At 49.4% G+C, this 21,234-nt stretch carries 13 protein-coding genes; all 13 read right to left on the bottom strand.

Annotated features, from left to right (window positions below):
* Window positions 1-8: 8 nt before the first annotated feature.
* The 13 genes from MHI06_RS01140 to MHI06_RS01080 all read right to left on the bottom strand — a co-directional run bounded on the left by MHI06_RS01140 (window position 9) and on the right by MHI06_RS01080 (window position 21,221).
* Entirely contained in the window at window positions 9-3,155 is a 3,147-nt protein-coding gene (locus tag MHI06_RS01140; protein ID WP_340400141.1) for an alpha-mannosidase, read from the bottom strand.
* The gene (locus MHI06_RS01135) at window positions 3,152-5,464 is read right to left on the bottom strand and encodes a glycoside hydrolase family 3 N-terminal domain-containing protein (protein ID WP_340400140.1); all 2,313 of its coding nucleotides are present in this window, start codon (window positions 5,462-5,464) and stop codon (window positions 3,152-3,154) included. Before MHI06_RS01135 ends, MHI06_RS01140 begins: the two co-directional genes overlap by 4 nt.
* Before the next feature lie 50 nt (window positions 5,465-5,514).
* The gene (locus tag MHI06_RS01130; RefSeq protein WP_340400139.1) at window positions 5,515-7,734 is read right to left on the bottom strand and encodes a helix-turn-helix domain-containing protein; all 2,220 of its coding nucleotides are present in this window, start codon (window positions 7,732-7,734) and stop codon (window positions 5,515-5,517) included.
* 175 nt (window positions 7,735-7,909) lie between these two features.
* Window positions 7,910-9,547, bottom strand: a complete 1,638-nt coding sequence (locus MHI06_RS01125; protein ID WP_340400138.1) for an ABC transporter substrate-binding protein — start codon at window positions 9,545-9,547, stop codon at window positions 7,910-7,912.
* Between the two features lie 129 nt (window positions 9,548-9,676).
* Entirely contained in the window at window positions 9,677-10,585 is a 909-nt protein-coding gene (locus tag MHI06_RS01120) for a carbohydrate ABC transporter permease (protein ID WP_017691189.1), read from the bottom strand.
* Window positions 10,586-10,600: 15 nt separating this feature from the next.
* Window positions 10,601-11,545 carry an ABC transporter permease subunit gene (locus tag MHI06_RS01115; RefSeq protein ID WP_223868815.1) on the bottom strand — a complete coding sequence of 315 codons (945 nt, stop codon included), beginning with the start codon at window positions 11,543-11,545 and terminating at the stop codon, window positions 10,601-10,603.
* 347 nt (window positions 11,546-11,892) lie between these two features.
* Entirely contained in the window at window positions 11,893-13,305 is a 1,413-nt protein-coding gene (locus MHI06_RS01110) for an alpha-L-fucosidase (RefSeq protein WP_340400137.1), read from the bottom strand.
* 885 nt (window positions 13,306-14,190) lie between these two features.
* On the bottom strand, window positions 14,191-15,249 hold the full coding sequence (locus tag MHI06_RS01105) for a Gfo/Idh/MocA family oxidoreductase (RefSeq protein WP_340400136.1): 1,059 nt from the start codon (window positions 15,247-15,249) through the stop codon (window positions 14,191-14,193).
* 253 nt (window positions 15,250-15,502) lie between these two features.
* Window positions 15,503-16,369 (bottom strand): sugar phosphate isomerase/epimerase family protein, encoded by an 867-nt coding sequence (locus tag MHI06_RS01100; RefSeq protein ID WP_340400135.1) that lies wholly within the window; start codon window positions 16,367-16,369, stop codon window positions 15,503-15,505.
* A 191-nt stretch (window positions 16,370-16,560) separates the two neighbouring features.
* Window positions 16,561-18,318: a beta-galactosidase gene (locus MHI06_RS01095; RefSeq protein WP_340400134.1), complete on the bottom strand. Its 1,758-nt coding sequence runs from the start codon at window positions 18,316-18,318 to the stop codon at window positions 16,561-16,563.
* Window positions 18,299-19,780, bottom strand: a complete 1,482-nt coding sequence (locus MHI06_RS01090; protein ID WP_340400133.1) for an alpha-L-fucosidase — start codon at window positions 19,778-19,780, stop codon at window positions 18,299-18,301. The genes MHI06_RS01095 and MHI06_RS01090 overlap by 20 nt, the downstream gene beginning before the upstream one ends.
* A gap of 30 nt (window positions 19,781-19,810) precedes the next feature.
* Window positions 19,811-20,575 carry a copper homeostasis protein CutC gene (locus MHI06_RS01085; protein ID WP_340400132.1) on the bottom strand — a complete coding sequence of 255 codons (765 nt, stop codon included), beginning with the start codon at window positions 20,573-20,575 and terminating at the stop codon, window positions 19,811-19,813.
* Window positions 20,576-21,029: 454 nt separating this feature from the next.
* Complete coding sequence (locus tag MHI06_RS01080; protein ID WP_017691199.1) at window positions 21,030-21,221, bottom strand: hypothetical protein; 192 nt, start codon at window positions 21,219-21,221, stop codon at window positions 21,030-21,032.
* Between the last annotated feature and the right edge of the window lie 13 nt (window positions 21,222-21,234).

Below are 21,234 nucleotides of genomic sequence, written 5' to 3'. Positions count from 1 at the left end.
CTACGTTCTCATGTAAATGTAAGGTTCGACTCATTACTGATATCAACAAGTTTCACCGACTTAATCTCATACGGTTTGAATGTCAGTTCGAATGTGCCGTTCGGACAAGCCAACGGATGGATCTCATCCTCCAGCAGATTAATGATGGACGCTTTGATTTCCTTTTCAGCCCACTGAAGCTGCACCGTTTCCCGACCTCCTGAGGATTCGTAGAAACGCAGCACCGTTCCAGAGCCGTCTTCCGCAGCCTTAATGGCATCCAGAATGACATGCTCACTGTGGAACTGAACCCAAGCATGTTCAGCTGGCAAGTGACCGGAAGACTGACTCGATGCAACAACCTCCACCGGATAATTAAGCTCCATCGCCCGGCGAACCACGGCGGCTTGTCGCCAATCGCCCTGGTGGGGCAGGATCGAGTACGTGAATTCATGATCGCCCTGATCGGCATGTTCATCCGGCCATTTCGGGGCACGAAGCAGGGACAGGCGGATCGTCCGATCCTTGATGTCGTATCCGTACTTGCAATCATTCAGCAAACTCACACCGCTATTGCCCTCCGAGATATCCGCCCAACGATGTCCACAGACCTCGAACTGCGCCTGTTCCCAACTGGTGTTGTTATGAGTTGGACGCTCCAACGCTCCAAATGGAATCTCATAGGCTGCTTTGGCTGCCAACAGATCCACCGGAAAGGCCACCTTGAGCAGCTTATGGCTCTCCTTCCAGTTCACTTTCGTATGGAAATCAACACGCCGCTGGTGGCGATGTAAAATGATATCCTGGCTGATCTCCGATTGATTCAGCTTCCAGACAAAACGCAGTACATCTCGCGTAGCCCCGCGCTGTACAATCTCTCTGGAGATCAACTGCACGGCACCTGCTCGCTGGGATTCAAATCGTGGATCGATATCCCATGCATCCCAGTACGTCGGTTTGTCGTGGAAAAACTGCCACTCATTCGCCCGATCACCGGGCTTCAGCCAGTCGCGTCCTACCGTTTTGTCATACCATCGGGTGATCTCTCCCACGTCATTGAACTCAAGGGTGTAAAATTCGGTTTCCCATATGGAAGGGAATTGTTCTTCTTCCCTTACTGGAAGGATAACATCCGATGCTTCGCGCAGCCATATGGTTGTATACCCAAAAGCAGGAATCGACGGAACATGCACGAGCAACGTATACTTGTCTTCCTTTTGTTCAAGATCACAGGCCAGACGGTTTCCTTGACGATCAAATGCAGCCATCCTGGCGAGGTGAGCATCCCCTGTAATGGTGATATTTTCTCCGCGTTTCCAGCCGAGGCTGTTGAATATAATATAGGGGAGACCATCGACTTCATCTGTTGCAATGTTCTCCGCAAGGGTATCCAGCGTTTCCCGCAGTGCGGATGTACCTAATGCAAATACTTTCATGTACTCCTCGGTGGACGTTACGTAAACTTCTGGAATCGACGTTCCCGGAATAATGTCATGGAATTGGTTTAGCATAATCAACTTCCAGCCTTCATCCAGATCATTCTTCGTGTGTGCGGCGCAAGCTCCGGCAAATTGCCCCCAGATCTCCGCTTCCCGGTACAATACCTCTGCCTTACGGTTGCTACGTTTGTTCCTTGCATGGGTCGTATAGGTTCCGCGGTGCAGTTCCAGATACAAGTCCCCGTGCCACTTTGGCAACGTCGGATTATTTAATGATATGTCTTCAAAAAAAGCGCCAGCTGTGCTGAATTTGCTGATTGGCTGTCCAACCATCAAATGGGATCGCTCCGCAAACTCCACCATTTCATTTGTCACGCCGCCACCACCATCGCCATGTCCGTAAAGCAACATTTGCTCAGGGTGCACATCCTTTTGTTTAAATGATTGCCAATGTTCATCCACATCTTTGGGACGCGTATGTTCATTCACGCCATGATTCAGATACGCCAGCACGGAAGTTCCGTCAATGCCTACCCAGTCGAAGAGGTCATACGGAAACGCATTGGTATCATTCCAATTCAGCTTGGTGGTCATAAAATAAGGGATATTCGCGAGCTTCAGCATCTGCGGCAAAGAAGCACAGTAACCAAAGGTATCCGGTAGCCACTCGATGTTGGAGCGCTTGCCAAATTCCGCCTGGTAGAAGTTCTGTCCATACAGAATCTGCCGAACCAACGATTCTCCACTCGGAATATTCAGATCCGGCTCCACCCACATGCCTCCAACCAATTCCCAGCGTCCTTCGGCAATGCGCGCTTTAACTCGCTCGTACAGCTCCGGGTAATGATCCTTCACGAAGGCATACAACTGCGGCTGGCTCTGGGAATACACAAAATCCGGGTATGTGTCCATCAACGTACACATGGTCGAGAACGTGCGACTGGACTTGCGAACCGTCTCACGTACAGGCCACAGCCAGGCAATATCAATGTGGGATTGTCCAACCAGATGCATGAAGCCACTTCGATACTCCTCCGGATCTTCCTGCTGTACCGACTGTACTAATCCATGTTCGAAGTTCTGTATCCAGGCTGCATCACTCCAGCGATTCGGGTCATTGTACATGTCATCCATCACCTGATGAATGGCCTGAACAAGTGCCATCCGCTTGGGCTCCTTCTCGTTATATGCCCGGAGCGACTCGGCGAGTACCGTAACGCTGTACATCAGGCTCTGCAGTGGCTGATTAACATGAACCAATGCTGCCCGAATGCCCTGAATAGGCGGCTGAATAACAGCTTGTCTGTTGAGTGGATCATGTGGCTCTGGAATTGGATCGTAGAGTTCAATCTCCAACTGCGGCGTATTGCCAACCCGACTTCTCGGAAGAGGTACGAATCCGTGATTTCGATCCAGCCCGTGATAAGGCATACCATTCACCTTCAGCAGCCCTTCTCCTCCAGCCTCGAAGATCAGCCCAACAGCCTGATCTTGCCATTCCGCAGGAATCTCCACACTTTTGCTCAGAAAATACGTCGTTCCATGTACGCTGTTCAGCGGATTCAAGCTTTGCATGGCCTTTTCTGCCTGCTCATCTTCATTTTCAAATCCCTGCTCGTACTCGTATTCCCCTGGCCGAATGTATCTGGCCCTCTGCATCTCCCACGCCGGAAGCTCGATCGTATCCAGCCATTGCCGCTGTTTCAGATCTTCGATGAATCGCTGAATTCGAATCATACCTCCACCCCCACCTTCTGAATGTGCAGACTGCAGGCGGTCCAATCCATAGAATTCCGACCAACCATGAGCCTGAATTCACCCGGTTCTACGACGGACTGGAGACGAGAGTCGATCAGTGCGAGGTGTTCTTTTTGCACAGGGAATGTAACGGTCTGGGTCTGTCCTGGCTTCAGATGAATTTTACGAAAACCCTTAAGTGACATTTCAGCCCGCGTAACCGAAGCCGACACATCGGTGATGTACAACTGCACAACCTCGCTTCCCGCAACCGCTCCGGTATTCGTGACTTCAACCATCACCTGAGCTTCATCGTCCGGGCCGATGATTTCTGGCATTACTCTTACATTCTCGTATTTGAATTCGGTGTAGCTCAGTCCATATCCAAACGGGTACTGCGGCGCCAGATCCATCTCCAGATACCGTTTGCCACGAGTGCGTTTGGCATGATAGTAGACCGGAAGTTGCCCAACATGCTTGGGAATGGAGACGGTAAGACGACCAGATGGATTCACGTCGCCAAACAGAATATCCGCAATCGCGTTACCACCTTCCTGTCCGGGGTACCACGCTTCCACAATGGCATGGACATGCTCATCAATCCAAGGTTCAGCAATGGGGCGGCCGTTAATATACACCACAATAACGGGTTTCCCCAGCTTATGTACCTCCTGAACCAGCTCCAATTGAACACCCATGAGATTCAAAGACGCCCGGTCAATGCCCTCACCGCACTCCATATCGTTCCATGGATCATCGGTCACCACAGACGCACCTGTCCGCAAGTCGATCGTACCTTCACCAAAATCGCGGGCGCTGGACCCGCCCATCACCATCACGATGGCACCTGCCTGTTCCGCACAAGCCAGCGCTTGCGCAAAGCCCTCTCTGGAGTCGCCTTTAATCCGGCAGCCAGGCGCGTACAGCACCTGACCCGAATCCGCGCCAAGCTTGCGCGTAATGCCATCCAGTACGGTGACGATCTGCTCTCTCGGTTGTGGCGAGGTATAGTCCCCAAGCTGGTTATAGATATGGTTTGCGTTCGGACCAATGACAGCTAGCTTTGGACCTGTTTTGGCAAGCGGAAGAGTATTTCCTTCATTTTTCAGTAAAACAATCCCCTCCTGTGCGACTTCCCTCGCCACCTGAATATGGTCCTCACATCCGATGACCTGTTCTGCAAAGTCAGGATCTACGAAAGGTTGTTCAAACAGACCAAGTCTGAATTTCATCTCCAGCACCCGCCACACAGCCAAGTCCAGATCCTTCTCTTCGATCAGTCCCTGCTCTAACGCCTGACCGAGATGTTTGCGATACATGTACCCGGACATCTCCATGTCCACACCTGCCTGAAGTGACTGTGCCACGGCCTGCTCCCCGTTCTCGGCGGTGTTATGCCCATGGACCAGCATCTGAATGGCGCCAAAATCAGTAATCACAAACCCATCAAAACCCCACTGCTCGCGCAGAAGGTCATTCAGCAGATACGTACTGGACGTGCAAGGTACGCCATCAATCTCGTTATAAGCGGTCATCACGGAGCAAGCCCCGGCTTCCACTGCCTTTTTGAACGGCAACAGATCTATTTCATGTAATTCACGTAAGCCCATATGCACTGGAGCTGCATTACGCCCACCCTCCGAGCTGCCATAAGCCGCAAAATGCTTAAGTGTAGCGACAATCGTCTGGTTGGAATCGAGGCGTTCACCCTGTAGTCCCTTCACGGCTTCTACTGCAAATTCACCAATTAAGTAAGGATCTTCGGCAAAACATTCTTCTGTCCGTCCCCATCTTGGGTCACGTACGACATCAAGCACCGGGGAATACGTTGCCGCTCCCCCCTGGCTCCGGGTTTCCACAGCGATGGCTTCACACATCCTGCGGTATAACTCCATATTCCACGTGCTGCCCACCGTTAACGGTACGGGAAATACTGTCGCTCCAATCGCCATGTGCCCGTGGGAGCACTCTTCTCCGAACAAAATGGGAATGCCCAGCCGAGAATGCTCCATGGCATATTGCTGAATGACATTCGTGGCAACGGCTCCCTGCCGTGGGGTAAGCCCCGTTTCCAGCGTCACTTCAGTCCATGGATCGGCCCGAAGCACACCGTACAGAGAACCGACACCGCCCTGTTCCATGTCCGCTTTGAACTCTTCCGTCACCCGTACTGTACCATCAGCTGCTTTATCATACGTCATCCAGCCCATCGGCTGAATGAGTTGTCCGATCTTCTCTGCCGTTGTCATTCGTCCGATTAGATCCTGAACCCGTTCATGAATGGGAAGCGAAGCATCTTTATAGTCCATATGCACATTCTCCTTATGCGTTCGGAATTAGTTAGGCGCGTGCACTTACATCACATGGCTTTGCGGTAGTCACTTGGTGCCACACCCACCACGTTCTTGAAAGCCCGGTTGAAGGAATTATAGTTCGTGTATCCCACTTCCTCACTGATCTCCTGAATAGCCTTATCTGTCTCCTGCATGAGCAGCTTGGCTTTTTCGATACGATGACTAATGAGCAGATCCACGAACTTCTCCCCAATCTCATCCTTGAAAAGCTTGCTCAGATACTTCGGATTAATATCGAATAGATCACTAAGGTAGTTCAGTGACAGATCTGGATTGTTGTAATGCTCTTCGATGTATTTGCGAATCTCCAGAATATTTGATCTGTGTTTTCGGGAACAATGCAGCGTCTGCATCTGCAGCGCCAGTTCTCTGAACCCTTCCCAGCACAGCTCACGCAGGTCATTTAACGTCTCCCAGCCCTCAAGCCTCGGAAGCAGTGGAGTGAATATAGCAGCCCATGACTCCTGGTACTCCCGTGGAAGTTCGGCGAATTCCCGATTGTAATGTTGAAATAACAATTGGATCGTATTCATAATCTCCTGACGGGACAGAACGGACTTACTAATCTGTTCAAACAGTCTTTCAAAATGTTTTTCCCAGACATCGTCCGACAAGCGCATCGCCTGCACAAGCAGTGAGATGGTCTTCAGGAACTCATACACATCATTGGTCGAATTCGGTACATCGCTACACGGAATGATGCGATTCATGCCCAGTACAGCCTTATACTCCAGCGCGTGCACAGCTTCTTTTAATGAAGCTCTCAGTCCCCGAATATCAACAGCAACCCGACCAACACCGATGGTCACGGTGAAGTTCAGATACTGATCGATTCTGTCCAGATAACCAGCGAGCAATCGATGCTCAGTCTCCTCGGCCTGTTCCATTTCCGGAATCCAGAGGATGGCGTACAGACGCTGATCGGAGATCCATTCAGCCCATACTTCCGTTCCTTCATGACGTGCACTCTCCTGCAGGATACTGGATAACACAAATTTCAAGAGGGATTGGTCCTGATCATGATACTCCGTCACAAATGCATCATACCGATCCATTTCAACTACCATGACGGCCCAACGATGCTCCAGCTCAGGTAGTTTGAACTTCTTCATCTCTGCTGTCACCTCGCTGCTCGTAAAGTCTCGCGTGCCCTCAAGCAACTCCTGAAAGAACATTTTTTTCTGCAAAATCAGATTCTCTTCATGCTCCTCCTGATATTGTCTCGTCTGATCAATCATGCGTTCCAGCGTGGTATGGATGAATCGGAACTCATTCTCTTTGCCATAGTTCAGCCCCGATTGCTTCTGCGAAGAGACGGTCTGAATTAACGTGACAATTTGCTGAATCGGCTTGTAGTTTCTGCGGGTAACATAGATCACCCACACCACACCAATCAACACAACCACTACAGCAAAGGCAAACCAGATATTATAAAATTGCAGCGTCCATTTGACGATTTTTCCATTGTTGAGACCTGTCTGCACCTTCCAACCACTATAACTCGACGTAAATTCGGAGAAGACTTCTCCCGACGTGGTTTTCGTAGAAGCTGTAACCCCTTCTGACATGCTACTATCCCACAGGTTGCCGCCCGAACGGTTGAAGATGTTCACAAACGTAAATTCCGGATCATACATCTGCATAATGGATTTCCTCAGGGTACTCAGGTCCACATTTGTCACCACAAGTCCTTTGCCGTTTCCTACACTTCGCACAATCGTAATCACCTGCTCCGTCGCTTGCGAAGGAAAAGCTCGGAACGCTCGTGCCCCTGCCCACTTCTGTTCATCCCTTGACCGGCTATCTGCAATAAAGTCTGCATCCGGGAACTCTTCAATCGGAACAGCCTTCCCGTTACTGAAGACCGTGCCATCCCCGTATCGAACGAGATAAATTGAATCAATCAGCGGATACTCTATTTTCAATTCATCAACCACCTGGACCGCCTGAATGCCGGCATACACATCATCGCTGCCAGATACCGAGAAATAATTCTTCAAGTTAGGGTTGGTCAAAATCTCACGCAGTACCTTGAAGTCGATGGAACGCAGGGAGTTGTCCAAATATTGCGTGACCTGAGAGGCCAGAAATTCATTGGCCTTGAGCGCTTCTCTACGGTTCTGTTCATTGAATACTTGAAAGAAAATAAAGAATAGAATGGTCGTCACAATAAAGAAAACAGGCAGATACGATAACAGCAAACGCCTAAACCAATTGTTGTTCATCTCCGAGATCCCCCCACCATTACTGTTCATGCTGAATGACGACAAACATCTGTGCTGATCGCTAATTTTCCATAAATATTCAGTACATTATATCGGATGACGTGGGGTTGTCATAGGAGAAGACCGTCCCGGTCACGGGTGACAGACGGGACAGCCTCTATATTGAATCCTTCAATTATTGATTCTTCTCAATGGCACGCTGGTAGATCTCAAGGTAATTACTCAGTCCGAGACCATCAAAGCCTTTGACATACGAATCCCATTCCTTATCAATGCTCTTGCTGCCAATAATGAACTGTGCCATATTCGTCTGCACATAATCCTTGATGGCCGTAGTCAGTTGTGCAGCTGATTCCGTATCCTCCGGACGGATAAACACGTTCGCAGGGTATACTTCTTTGGGTGCATAAGGTTCATACACATTGGTAGCTTGAGCCAGACGTGTACCATAACCCTCTGCTTCTAAAGGATTCTGTCCTTCCGCAAACAGATTACGGAACGTGTTGGACAAGTCATGTGCTCCGATCTGTGACCAACTCTCGTTCACAACAACGTTTGGATCACGCTCAGGCAGGTTGTAGTAGCTGTATTTGGCCGGCTCGCCATTGATGTTTTTCTCATCGGCATCTGCCTTCTTCCAGCCCTTGCCTTCAGTTGGTCCATACTCCGCGTACAGAGCACCTTCTTCACTGAACATGTAGTCTACAATTTTGATGGCGGCAATCTGCTGTGCTTCTGTCGCTTTGTTCGTGATGGCAAACTCAAACTCACCTACGCTCTGCGTGGCGCCTGTCGTCTGCACTCCATCTGGTCCTTTCAATGGAGGAACGATCTCCCAGTGCTGGTGACGGGTGATATCTTTGTCATAAGTATTCACGAGATAACTGACCAGCGCCGTTGTAATGGAGCCGACCACTTCATCGCCTTCCTTGTTCCCCAGCTGTCCAATCGCCTGATCATTCTGTGTAAAGGAAGCCGGATCAATCAGGCCATCTGCATAGAGCTTGTTCATGTACTCCAGCCCTTTCTTCCAGCCTTCCTGATTGGCGGCAAAACTCACCTTGCCATCGTTCACGATCAGATATTTGTCGTTGTCATTGTATATAAAGCTATTCATCAGGTAGGCATCAATGTTGCCATTCCATACATACTTGTTCGGTGCGCCTGTAAGTGGAATCTCGTCCGCTTTCCCGTTACCGTTTGGATCTTGTGTCTTAAACGCCTTCAGAACGGTATACAGTTCATCAGTTGTGGTTGGCATTTTCAGGCCCAAATTATCGAGCCATTCCGTGTTGATCCAGTATTTCTGTGCATACGTACAGTGGTAACATTCATTGAAGATAGGCAGCGCATAGATGTTGCCGTCCGGTGCCGTAATGGCTTCTTTGAAGTATGGCTTCTCTTCTATAATCTTGGTCAGGTTCGGACCATACTTCTGAATCAGATCTTGTAGCGGAAGGAACACGCCCTGTTTTCCATAGGTTTGAAGGTCTGAGGTGGTGAACTTGCCGTGAAGAAATACTTCCGGATAATCACCACTAGCCAGCAGCAATTGTCTGCGATCCTGCAAAGCGTCCGTTGGGGCCAGATCCCATTTTAGGGTAACGTCGAACTTGTCTTCGATAAATTGGGTAAATTCATTCTCTTCCATGGACGCTTTGCCTTGCGGAGCAAAGAGGGTCATGGTTACAGGACCGCCGCTCTCCCCGCTACCGTCGCTACTTCCACCCGATTCCTCGGATGAACTGCATGCGGACAACAAAGCCATCGAAGCAAAGACCAGAAACAACATCGAAATCCAAGATTTTCTCAATCTGACTCCTCCTTTTTGTTCATAACGGCAAATTATTGACTTGTACTGCACGTGTATAAAATCGACCCCGGAAGCCGGCGTGTTCCTTGCACCTCCTTTCAAGAGGCAACCGGGCTTAACTCACTAGGATTAACCTTTGAGGGAACCAACCATGACTCCTTTAACAAAATGCTTCTGTACAAATGGATACATGATCAGAATTGGAATACTCGCCACAACGATCAGTGCATATTTCAACACCTGCTCGAACCCTTGGTCCCGCATCTGTTGGCTGGTATTGGCGAGCATCGCCGGATCAGCCGCGTTCAGGATAAGCAGATTGCGAAGCACGTATTGTAGAGGAAACAATTTCTCGGAACGCAGGTATATCAGTGCATCAAAGTACGCATTCCAGTGACCTACGGCATACATGAGTGTCATGACCGCCAGAATGGGCTTTGATAAGGGAAGAACTACGCTGATCAGATACCGGATATCCCGGCAACCGTCCATTTCCGCGGCCTCCCCGAGTTCTTCCGGGATGGAAGATTGGAAGAAAGTCCTTGCCACGATGACCTGGAATACTGCGAGCGCCCCCGGCAGCCACATCGCCCAACGTGTATCGAGCAGGTGCAAATCCTTCATCAAGAGGTAGGTGGGAATCAGACCGCCATCAAAGAACATCGTGATCATCATGAAAATAATGATGGCCCCTCGTCCATAAAACGATTTTCGTGACAAAGGATACGCCAGCATGACGGTCAGCACCACGTTAATGAACGTGCCCACCACGGTGTAGATGATCGTGTTATAGAAACCGAGCATAAGCTGTTGGCTTTTGAAAATGGAGATGTACGCCTTGATGTTAAAGTCTACCGGGAACAGCCACACCTGACCGGATGTCACGGCTCGTGAAGAGCTGAACGAAGAACTGATGATATACAAAAGCGGATAAAACACTGTTAGCAGTATGGCGAACAGAAAGATATAGTTGAATGTCATGAAAATGCGGTCACCGAGCGGGTCCTTGATCCGGTTACGATTAATCAGGTTGAACATGGATAAACTCCTCCTTTACCACAAGCTGTTCTGGGATACTTTGCGCGATATGCCGTTGACGATAACCAGCAGGATCAGGTTGATAATGGAGTTGAAGAATCCTACTGCCGAGGAGAAGCTGAAATTCGCTCCGATCAGACCCACCTTGTACACATACGTGGAGATGACCTCCGAAGCGCTTGTGTTGAGTGGATTCTGCATCAGGTATATTTTCTCAAAGCCCACGCCCATAATGCTGCCCAGACTCAGAATCAGCATGATAACGGTGACTGGAACGAGCGACGGGAGGTCGATGTGCCATATTTTCCGAAGCCTTGATGCGCCGTCCATCTTTGCTGCTTCATAGAGAGATGGATCAACACCAGCAAGAGCTGCGATATATATAATTGATGAATATCCCATGCCCTGCCACACACCTGACCAGACATAGATCGATTTGAAGTATTCCGGAATACCCATGAAGTTCGTCATCGGGAAGCCGAGCAGTGTGAACAGCTTGTCTACCACGCCGACATGCGGGGAGAGCATCAGAATGATAATGGATACCATAACAACCGTTGAGATAAAATGCGGAGCGTAAGTGACCATCTGCACGGTCTTCTTGAAGTAACCCGTTCGAATCTCATTCAGCGCCAGCGCCAGCAAGATGGGGATTGGGAAACCGGCAATTAAGGAATAGAAGCTGATGCCTATCGTGTTTTTGATTAACAGCCAGAAGTTTGGAGATTGGAAGAAGGCTTCAAAGTGTTTGAATCCGACCCACGGGCTTCCCCAGATTCCTTTGACTACACTGAAGTCCTTGAAGGCGATTTGGACACCCACCATAGGGATGTACTTGAAGATCAACAGATACAATACCGGGGGCAACACGAGCAGGTAGAGTTCCCAGTGTTTCTTGAGGCTTTTGATGAATGGATGCTGCCGCTTGGGCTCCACATGCTTCCTCTGTTGGAGTTCCATCTTGGCGGGTATGCTTTCCGTAGCTCGACTCATTTGCGTCACTCCTTCTACACCTCAAGTGTAATAATACATTACATTTACATCCCTTAAACATCCTTTTTTCTGTTCTCGTTTCTTTGTTAAACACAAACGATGTAAACATTCATACCAGGTAGCGCTTTCTTGATTTGATAGTACCTCGAACAGTAAACTTTCATCAATTCGCAATTTTCTCCCACTTCTCTTTATTCCATAAATCCTTGTGTGACAAGCGATTACGAGCCGTTTCTGTCGGAAATTATGTCCCTTATGTATGAATAAAAAAATCCCGGAGGTTGTGATATCTACCCCGGAATTGACATGGCGTTCTATGTGCTTGTGATCAATCTGAACGTATGTGTGATCGGCGCTTCACTCGTTGCAGCGGATTGTGGCAGTTCCACGAGCAGCCCGTCTTCCGTATGCTGATACGAAAGTACGTCATCGCTACCGATGAGTTCGATCCGCTCTACCTTTTCCAGATAAGGAATGATTAACTGTGGTTGTACGGTCTCATTCCCGTTACGGTATAACCGGAAGGCATATACGGTGTTGATCTCTTCCTTCTGGGTGAAAGCCCAATCTTTCGTAAAATATGGCCCGCAGATCCGGGTTCCATAGACGCCTTCTCCATGAGTACCCAACCATTCACCGAGGCCCTTGATGCCTCGAATAGCCCCTTTTGGCAGACGCCCATCGGGTTGCGGTCCTACATTCAGTGCCAGGTTACCACCCTTGGACACGACTTCGAGTAGAATATGTGCCAGCTGTCTTCCCGTTTTATACTGATCATCAAATCCAAAAGCAAAGGAGTTCCCCACGGTAATACAACTTTCCCATGGAATGTTCATCGGATGTTCCGGTATGGTTTGCTCGGGGGTAACAATATTCTCATACGGCCCACCCACGGTGCGATCTGCGGACAGAAGCCAAGGTTGTGTGGTCTGACGCGCCCGTTCCACGACTTCTCCCAGCCTGATATCCTGACCATGGCGACCTTCGCGCACCCAGCCGGCATCCAGCCACAGACATTCGATTCGCCCGTAATTCGTCAGCAACTCCATGATCTGCTCATGTGTGAACTCCACGAATTTCTCCCACAGCCATGGATACTTATGGGGATCATACGAAGGGCCGCGCCACATATGACGTCCACGCTCCATGCCCGGTGCCCAGTAATACGGGGTATGCCAGTCCGCTTTGGAGAAATACGCTGAGATGCCGAGTCCTTTCGCCCGAAAAGCGTCAAACAGTGCTCGACAGATGTCCGCATACTTATGGGTATGAAAAGGCGTGTCCTTACCCGTAATCCGGTAATCCGTCGTCTTGGTATCCCACATGCAGAAACCGTCATGGTGCTTGGTGGTGAACAGGAAGTATTTGAACCCGTTATCTACCGCCATCTGTGCCCATTCCTCGGGTTGGAAACGAATCGGATTGAAGGTTTTATTCAGATCGAAATATTCCCGCTTGAAGTCTTCCATGTCATCCGTCCAGTCGATGTCATCGCGCGACCAATCGCCATCCTCGTCGCTCAGCGCCCAGGATTCCACGAGACCAAGCTGGGAATAGGGTCCCCAGTGCATCATCAGCCCCAGCTTCTGGTCTTTGAACCACTCCAGCCGCTCATTCAGCAGCGGATCTTCCGGTTTGATCCATTCGTCCTCTTTGCTAAAATTGTGCACGCCGGCTTCGACGATCTGCTCTTCCTGCTCCAGTACGGTTTCATTGGTTTCGCTCATTCTGTTTCATCTCCTCTAGATTTCAATGTCAAACGCTGAACACATAGGTTTACACTCGGCCACTGCGCGGTCAGAATAATCTTCCGATCGCTGTTATCCCCAGATTTTTTTGATTATTTCCCTAGAGGGGAAATCCGGGGATAAAGGCGAGCGCTTCGCTTCTTCAGATTTCTTCTGCCCTCTCCGTTATCGTGTAAAACGTTTAATTCAACTAAGAAGGACATCGTAAATCCTGTCATTTTTAGTGTGACTATTAAGGGGCTTAGTAACTCTGTTATTTTGAGTGCGGTGCCCTCTCCAATCACTATGGACCCCTTATTTCCCTCGTTTCTATAGGGAATACAAGATCAGAGAGAGTGCGATTCGTTGTTTTGGATTGGTTCTGCACTCTCTGTTGTAGCGTAAACGGTAAGTCTTCTATAGGGTGTGTCTTCAACTTTAGTTCAGGGAAGATATACGATGATGGATGTCAGCGCGTTTATAACGTTTTGAAATCCAAGCTGGCTGATCCTAGCGAATAGGTAGAAAATTTTCTAAGGAACTGAGGGCGTCTTATTTAGCCTTATAGTTCTCTTTTAAATTGTAAGGAACATCAGACACGTTATTCCCAAAAATCTCCTACCAAAAACGCTGTAATCGGCTGTTTGTTCTGACATAGCGTGTGTCAATTTCCTTAGATTTCGGCTAGCGCTCCAAACCCTTAATAAGACGCCTCAGATTCGTTAGCGCTCGCTCCATGCTCTGCTCCAACCATGAGCGGAGAGGACGAATCCATACCCGCCCGGAGCGGAGCTTTTCATTGAAAGGGAGCGAAGTACTCATAACTTTCAATGCCACGGGAGTAGTAAAGTATCAACGTAGAATATTCCCTTATTGCAATGCCCTTTACAGCGTGATTTCGCGTCCCTGGCGGGCTGATTCGTAGATGGCGCAGAGCATTTTCATTACCTCGACGCCGTCTTCGACGGGGCTAAGTGTTTCTTTGCGGCCCTGTGTGCTATCGATAAAATGGTTGATTTCATTGCGGAACGATCCCATAAAATCGAAGGATTTGAAATCCACCTGTGGGGTCATGTTCAAAATGGTGTTGAATTTCTCACCTATGATCGAAATTTCCGGCTCCAGCTCGGCACCGCCTTTGTCCCCATATAGTTTGACCGAAGTCTCATCCGCTTTGGCATGGAGCGTGAAGCTGACATCCACGAGTAGGCTCGCACCGTTCTCGAAACGAATCAGGGCATTTGCCATGTCTTCAACGGTGTTCTGTTCCGCATCATAGTCCGCTGCTTTGTAGAACGACAGATTGTTAATGTTCGAGCGGTTCCCTAATCGATTGGATACGTTAGCGGAGACGGATTTAACCTTTGGTCTGCCCATCAGATACCAGCAAATGTCGATTACATGCACCCCGATATCGATCAGCGGACCACCACCGGAACGGTTGATATCCGAGAACCAGCCACCCGGATTGCCCAGACGACGCAGACTGGAGGCCTTAGCATAATAGATCTCGCCCAGTTCACCCTCGTCGATAAACTTCTTCAGAATCTGTGCATTGTCGCTATAGCGGCGAACAAAACCCACTTGCAGCAGCTTTCCGCTGCGATGAACTGCCTTCTCTACTTCGAGAGCATCCTCCACCGTTTGGCAGAGTGGTTTCTCACATAACACGTTTTTGCCCGCGTCCAGAGCAGCAATGCTGATCTCCGCATGGGAGTCGTTCCATGTACAGATGCTGACGGAATGGATCTCGGGCAGTACGAGCAATTCTTTGTAATCGGTAAACACATGAGGTGCATTATATTGCTTCGCGACTTCTGCGGCACGTTCTGCATTCAGGTCACAGATGGCATATATTTCAACGTCCGGGTTACTGGCGTAGGCTTGCAAATGGCAATCGGATATGGATCCGGCACCGATGACGGCGACTTTCAATTTGGACATAGTGCTGATTCCTCCATCGTTTTCATATGAATTGACTCAAGAAATTATAATATTCGGCTTAACGTAACGACGGTGAATGCTTGGACTTTCGGCCGCTGTTGTCTGCAAATTTCTTTTATTGACCGCTCTAGCGGTTGAAATCCGCAGAAAAAGGCGGTCGCTAACGCTCCTACAGTTCCAAGCTCCCCCTCTGTTACTCACGCCTTCTTTAGAATTGGATTCAATTTTATTCATTTAAAACAAGTACTCAGCCCTATGCCTCTTCCCATAGGCGGCGGACGTTATCCATGGCAATGCGTGAGGCCGTTTTACAATCCTCCATGCCTTCAAATTCAACCGAGATATATCCGTCATACCCGGATTGTTTCAACACACGGAATACCTCAGGCATGTCGATATCGCCATGGCCCACAATGGCACCGCGGAGGTAATTGCCATGCGAGGTTTGGAACCAGCCTTCACCGGGATTTCGGTACGAAGGTCTCCAGTAGAAGTCTTTGGCGTGCACGATCGACGCGTACGGAATGTTATTTTTCACGGCACTCACTGGATCTTCATCCACACAGAGGAAATTACCGACATCCAGCGTGGTCTTGAAGTTACTTCGCGATGTTTCGTGTAACACACGCTGAATTCGCTCACTCGACTGCACATAGTACCCATGGTTCTCGACGCTTGTTGTAATTCCAAAACCCGCTGCATAATCGGCTATCCGCTGACAGGCTTTCACCAGTACCGGTAGGTCGATCTCGAACTGTGTTACGGTTCCTTCTGGTGCAGGGCGGAAAGCCACGTCATGACGCATTAACTTCACACCGAGCGCTGCAGCCACATCCACATGTCGCATCAAATTCTGGATCTCTTGCTCCAACGCTTCGGCGTCTTCCTGCACAGCAAAGTTAGCCCCAATGGCATAATTAGAAATGTCGATCCCTACCTCTTTTGCCACAGCTTTAATCTCATCAATCAACTCCGGGTTATCGATCAGACTGAACCCCATCGGCACAATCTCCACATGTTCCCCACCCTGATCGGCGATCCAACGAATGGCATCCGGTACGGTCAATTCTTTGCGATCTAGTGCTTGTTGCAGACTGTAGGTGCTGAGTCCAACTTTCATTTTTCCTCATCCTCTCCTTTAGGACGTGTCTCAAAACTCACTGAAGTGCATCTTTTACCACCTTTTCGCCCCCTGCTGCGTCCTTCGGAGTTTTCAGACACGCCCTAGTCAATGTCCATACCCAACGTATACCTTTTTCCGGCGGACACGACAATTCTCAATAATCGTTTGGCTCACCTATTTTCCTTTTCCTAGCCCAAATCCGGTATATCTACAAACGTTACGGCCAGATCAGTCGTCTGATGAAGCTCGAATATCACAATTTCATTCTCACCTTCACGAAGGAGCGGGGCAGGTACATACAATGTTTTTTGCGGTCCTTTATCCCAGTAGCGCCCCAGATTGAATCCGTTTACAAATACAACTCCCTTAGTCCAGTTATCCAATCGCAGAAAAGTATCTCTTACATCCGTGATCTGAAAATTCCCCCGATAAAAAGCAGGCCCCTGTGCTTCGCTAATTGCATCGCTGAATTGTAAACCCGACAGATCAGTTAACGGCAGACAATGAATCGTCCAATCATATAAAAATTGAAAGCCATGTCGCACCCCCTCCGTAATGCCCTTCGGATCTCTCAGGTACGGGCCATAGTTGATTCGCCCCATATTTTCAACAAGGATCAATAGATCTACGCCCCCTGGCGGCACTTCAAAGGAAATCGACACTGCTGTATTCCCCCGTTCCAGAACGCCCTGAAATTGCCCATCCACAAACACAAGCGCACGGTCACGCACCTCCTGAACCACTAGTTCCTGTCGCTCCCTGGGCCCGGATATCCGGGTCTGATAACAAATAAAGCCATAATCTTGACCCAGCTTCTCCATCGGTTCCGGATTCGTACGCTGCACCGGGGCTGATATCCGGTCCAACTGCGCCAGTAATGGCGCCTGCTGGTTCAACTCCACTCGCCCATAGGCGATAGTCCCCTTCGATTTAGGTAGCACAAGCTCACCCAGATCTTCATTGCTATACCGAGCAATAAGATCACGTACGGCATGGAATTTTGCTGTCGGCTCCCCAGATTCACTAAGCAGTGAATCGTAGTCGTAACTTGTAATCGTCGGTTCATATTGATCCTTCTGCTGACAGTTCGCCCCGTTGTAAAACCCGAAGTTTGTTCCACCGTGGAACATATAAAAGTTAACTGAAGCTCCCGCTCGAAGCATCTCTTCAAACACACCAGCCACATCTGCGGCTTCTCGGGTATGATGTGACTCTCCCCAGTGGTCGAACCAGCCGTTCCAGTACTCCATGCACATCAAAGGTTCGTCCGTCTGATATTCACGCAGTTTGGCGAACGCTCCTTCCGTCCCTGAACCAAAATTGACTGTAGCCAGATGCCCTGTCACTGATCCCGCTTGCAGCATGTGGTCTGTCGGTCCGTCCGAGGTAAATAACAACACATCCACACCGCGCTCCACCATGCCATCACGTAAATATTGCAGGTAACTCGCGTCGTTCCCGAAGCTGCCGTACTCATTTTCAATCTGCATTGCAATGATCGGCCCGCCTTGGGTACTAAGAAGGGGTTTTAATTTGGGCAAAAGCACATCATAATAACGATCCACATTCGCCAGAAATTTTGCGTCATTACACCGCAGACGAATCTCATCATCAGCAAGCAGCCAGGCAGGTAATCCGCCAAACTCCCACTCGGCACATATATAAGGACTTGGGCGAACAATCACATGCAGACCCACATCTCCCGCAATGCGAATAAAACGTTCCAGATCAGCTATGCCTTCAAAACAATACTGCCCCGGCTGCGGCTCATGAACATTCCACGGCACATACGTTTCCACCGTATTGAAACCGCAGGCTTTCAACTTGAGTAACCGATCCTCCCAATAGTCGGGGACCACTCTGAAATAATGGATGGCACCCGATAAAATCCGAATGGGCTCGTCACCATAGATGAATTGTGAACCTTTATACGTCAGTACCGGCATGTAACAGCCCTCCCCGTTCACTCATATATATGCCTAACCCGGACAACGTAGGGTACCATCTGGATTCATGAATGGTTAATCGCATCCTTCTGGATGTGACCTGTGGGAAACAGCAAATTCGCTTGTAGCCCACCACCGTCCCCGTGTAGAATGCTTCCCAACCACCATCTTCCCTCTGTGACTCCAGTGTAAAACGCTCAATGCGTTGGCCTGTCTGGATATGTTCCATCAGCACCACTCGGTCAAATGATCTTTCTTCCTGCAAATCCAGCTCAATCCAAGCCTGCTCCGTTCCTTCAAGGGGGCACCAATACGTAGCCCGGCGTTCTATCAGCACCTCCGATACGGCATGTTGTTCATCCATCGTCTCTGATGCTTTTACCAGCGCCTGCAAGGCGAAATTTTCCCGGAAAATGGTACGTAGCGAATCTCCCAGTTCCTGTAGTCGCTGTACATCCGTTTCGTGAATGAGACCACGCGTATCCGGTGGCAGATTGAGTAAAAAGGTGGCATTGCCCCCAACTGCGCCGTAATAGACGGCGAGCAGTTCTTCCAATGTTTTGACCTGATCATCTTCACTGGCATGATAGAACCATCCCGGGCGAATTGAGGTATTCACCTCGGCAGGGTACCAGATCAGTTGCTCACCTTGGGAACGAATGACCTCTCGGCTTCCCAAATCACTGTCCTGCGTATTGATCCTTGTGGCAAACTCACCATCATCCACCTGTTGCGATTGCTCCTGAATCTTCTCATTATCCTGCATATGCGCTGGCACGACGCTCCATTCCGAATCCCGCGTATGCCCCGCCTCATTACCGCACCAGCGAACATCCGGGCCGCATACCGAGATGACAGCTTCGGGCTGGAGTTCACGAATAAGCGCATAATAGGCATCCCAGTCATAAACCTGCCTTTTGCCATTCGGACCCTCACCACACGCACCATCAAACCATACACAGAAGATGTCGCCATAGTTCGTAAGCAGCTCGCGCAACTGTTGGAGGAAAAACTCGTTATACCTCTCGGAATCCCCGTAGGAGGCTTCATGCCGATCCCAAGGAGACAGGTACACGCCAAACTTCAACCCGCCCTCACGGCAGGCATCGGCGACTTCCTGAACCAAATCCCCCGTACCATTCCTCCACGGACTAGCCGCGACCGTATGCGGTGTAAACTGACTTGGCCACAAACAAAATCCATCATGATGCTTACATGTCAGAATCAGCCCCTTCATCCCCGCAACCTTGCACGCCTGCACCCATTGCGTTGCGCTCAGTTCAGAAGGATTGAAAATCGCCGGGTCTTCCTCCCCAGTGCCCCATTCCTGATCCGTAAATGTATTTACCGTAAAATGAATAAACGCGTAGAACTCCATCTCCTGCCATCTCAGCTGGCGTTCGGATGGGCTGACCTGTGCTGCGGACTTAATCCATTCGGCTGATTGCAGTTCATAATTCATGGCGTATCACTCCTTTTATTTAGCGCATCCCTATATCATTGGACCACCCTTGCTTGGACCGCTACTCAGTTCACTACTGTCCATGAATGGCTGTGATGCAAGCAATAACTGCTGCTGGGCTTCTTCAACCAAATGTGGATCAATGGGATAATTAAAGCTGCCTTTGTACCTCACGCCTGATCCCATATGGATTTCCGTGATACCCGTCTGACTCACTAGCGTTTGAATTCCCTCTATGGTGACCCCCGACCCTGCCATGACAGCGATGTTCAAGGTTTGCCCCAATTGCTGAAGTTGTTTCAGTTCCAGTATGGCTTCAGGCGCTGTCTGTTTCCCTCCCGATGTAAGAACACGCTCCACGTTGCCCAATGTGTTAATAGCCTTGAGCGCCTCAGTCAAGCTTGTGCTCACATCAATTGCACGATGAAACGTAACGCCCAAACCCTGAGCTTCGGCCATACATAATTGCAAGGATATGAGGTCGACTTCACCAGCTCCTGTAAGAGCGCCGATCACGATGCCAGCGGCTCCAAGTTCCCTCGCCACGCGTACATCCCTGGTCATGGCGTGGATGTCATCTGCGCTATAGCGGAACGAGCGGCTATGGGGACGGATCATGACATACACCGGAATGGATACCTGGGACACCACATGCTCCATGACGCCATAACTGGGGGTAAGTCCTCCTTCAGACATCGCAGACACCAGCTCAATCCGATCAGCCCCTCCCTCCTCAGCTGCTCTGGCATCTTCCACATTCACAGCAATGACTTCCAATACAGGCTGTCTTTCCATAAGGTCGCTCCCTTCACTTCATCGTAGATTATTCCAGAACCGTTAACCCGTATCGATACACATCTCTCGAACTGCACACAGCTTGATCCATGACATAAAGGACCGACTGAACGCTTCATCAGCGCTCCTGCGGTCCTTCTTCATCATTATGGGCGACGGTCAGCTTCCCGGAACGCAATCCGAATAGGCTGACCTTCCTGAAAGATATATTGTTTGTGGGCAATGATCTTCATGAATGGGTTCTCCTTTGGGATCGGAATGGGGGAGGCTGGCAAATAGAGAGTGCAACGAACATCAATACCTTACCTGTTTTTAATTTTGTTATTTTTGTTATTTATAATGTTATCATTTATTAGCAATAGTCTAAAACGTTAGGATCATAACGTCAATACAAAAAAGACACCCGGAGGATGTCTTCGTGTCTTGGATAACCTTCTGGTTATCCGAGCTTTTTCTATTTTCTACGCCGAGCCTTCGTCATTCGATTAAACATAATCAGTGCAGCAATAATCATGGCTATCATGGCAATATTACTCGCCACTTCTTGTGATAGTCCGAAAAGAACTCCCAGGTTAGTCACCAGGCCTCTTACAATCAGCGCCACCACAACCAGCAGAATTGGACTCAAAAAATTATAATTTCTCATTCCTCGCAACACC

This window comes from Paenibacillus sp. FSL H8-0079 (assembly GCF_037991315.1).
In the GTDB taxonomy this organism is placed as follows: domain Bacteria; phylum Bacillota; class Bacilli; order Paenibacillales; family Paenibacillaceae; genus Paenibacillus.
The sequence above is the reverse complement of the archived record's forward strand: the minus strand, read 5'-3'. Positions and strand labels throughout refer to the sequence as shown.

Excerpts from the sequence above, each read along its gene's own strand:
- MHI06_RS01140 (WP_340400141.1), bottom strand. The coding sequence starts at position 3,155 with ATGATTCGAATTCAGCGATTCATCGAAGATCTGAAACAGCGGCAATGG.
- MHI06_RS01135 (WP_340400140.1), bottom strand. The coding sequence starts at position 5,464 with ATGGACTATAAAGATGCTTCGCTTCCCATTCATGAACGGGTTCAGGAT.
- MHI06_RS01130 (WP_340400139.1), bottom strand. The coding sequence starts at position 7,734 with ATGAACAACAATTGGTTTAGGCGTTTGCTGTTATCGTATCTGCCTGTT.
- MHI06_RS01120 (WP_017691189.1), bottom strand. The coding sequence starts at position 10,585 with ATGTTCAACCTGATTAATCGTAACCGGATCAAGGACCCGCTCGGTGAC.
- MHI06_RS01115 (WP_223868815.1), bottom strand. The coding sequence starts at position 11,545 with ATGGAACTCCAACAGAGGAAGCATGTGGAGCCCAAGCGGCAGCATCCA.
- MHI06_RS01110 (WP_340400137.1), bottom strand. The coding sequence starts at position 13,305 with ATGAGCGAAACCAATGAAACCGTACTGGAGCAGGAAGAGCAGATCGTC.
- MHI06_RS01105 (WP_340400136.1), bottom strand. The coding sequence starts at position 15,249 with ATGTCCAAATTGAAAGTCGCCGTCATCGGTGCCGGATCCATATCCGAT.
- MHI06_RS01100 (WP_340400135.1), bottom strand. The coding sequence starts at position 16,369 with ATGAAAGTTGGACTCAGCACCTACAGTCTGCAACAAGCACTAGATCGC.
- MHI06_RS01095 (WP_340400134.1), bottom strand. The coding sequence starts at position 18,318 with ATGCCGGTACTGACGTATAAAGGTTCACAATTCATCTATGGTGACGAG.
- MHI06_RS01090 (WP_340400133.1), bottom strand. The coding sequence starts at position 19,780 with ATGAATTATGAACTGCAATCAGCCGAATGGATTAAGTCCGCAGCACAG.
- MHI06_RS01085 (WP_340400132.1), bottom strand. The coding sequence starts at position 20,575 with ATGGAAAGACAGCCTGTATTGGAAGTCATTGCTGTGAATGTGGAAGAT.
- MHI06_RS01080 (WP_017691199.1), bottom strand. The coding sequence starts at position 21,221 with ATGAGAAATTATAATTTTTTGAGTCCAATTCTGCTGGTTGTGGTGGCG.